The organism is Faecalibacterium sp. An58 (assembly GCF_002161515.1).
GTDB lineage: Bacteria > Bacillota > Clostridia > Oscillospirales > Ruminococcaceae > Faecalibacterium > Faecalibacterium avium.
Map to the genome: position 1 here is coordinate 1 of NZ_NFHX01000068.1, position 1,220 is coordinate 1,220.

A 1,220-nucleotide genomic window follows, 5' to 3' on the forward strand; every position below is an offset into this window, starting at 1 on the left:
AACTTGCTTCCCGAGGGCACCGGCTATCGGGCGCGGACCCGCTTTGCAAAATTCTTCAACCTCCCCGAACTTATGACTATGTTCAAGGAAGTGGCGGACATCAAGACCAGCGACCAGCTTCACCTGCCGGTGCCGGAGGCGAAGTTTGAGACAGTGCTGGTCAAGCCCTCCGAAATTCAGAAGGAAATGGTGCAGTCCCTTTCGGAGCGGGCGGGCAAGATCAACGCCGGGATGGTGGATGCTTCCGAGGACAACATGTTGTGCGTGACGAACGATGGCCGGAAGATTGGCCTCGACCAGCGCCTTATGAATCCGCTGTTGCCCGACGACCCGAACAGCAAGCTAAATGCCTGCGTTCGCAACGTCCTGCGCATCTGGGAGGAAGGCAAATCAGACAAGCTGACTCAGCTTTTGTTCTGTGATTTGTCCACGCCCAAGGGCGACGGGCAGTTCAATGTCTACGATGATGTGAAGAAAAAACTGCTGGCGGCGGGCGTGCCGGAAACTGAAGTGGCCTTCATCCACACCGCTGATACCGAGGCAAAAAAGAAGGAGCTGTTCTCCAAAGTGCGTACCGGACAGGTGCGCATTTTGCTTGGCAGTACGGCAAAAATGGGGGCGGGCACCAACGTGCAGGACCGGTTGGTGGCCGTCCATCACCTGGACGTAGGCTGGAAACCCTCGGACATGACCCAGCGCAACGGCCGCATCATCCGGCAGGGCAATCGGAACAAAACGGTGCAGATTTACAACTACGTCACGGAAGGGACATTCGATGCCTATTTATGGCAGACACTCGAAAACAAACAGCGCTTCATTGGGCAGATCATGACCAGTAAAAGCCCGGTACGCTCCTGTGAGGACGTGGACGAACAGGTCCTCAGCTACGCCGAGGTCAAGGCGCTGTGTGCCGGAAACCCGCTCATCAAGGAAAAGATGAATCTGGATGTGGAGGTAGCAAAGCTGAAAGTTCTCAAAGCCGACCACCAGAGCCAGAAGTACCGGCTGGAGGATAAGCTGCTCAAAGAGTTTCCCGCCAGCATCCAGTGTCAGAAAGCGGAGATTGCCGCCCTGCAACAGGACGCCAAAACGGCAGAGACCAACCCCCAGGTGAAGGACGGTTTCTGCGGCATGACCGTGAAAGGGATGCACTTTGAGGACAAGCTGGCCGCAGGCGAGCGGCTGCTTCTGGCCTGCAAGGAAATGCCCACCGCCGAGAC

At 56.7% G+C, this 1,220-nt stretch carries 1 protein-coding gene; it reads left to right on the forward strand.

All coding sequences use genetic code 11. The annotated features are described in order from the left end of the window. The coding region (locus B5G12_RS14165) for a helicase-related protein (RefSeq protein ID WP_275532655.1) at nucleotides 1-1,220 on the forward strand (1,220 nt) is incomplete at both ends.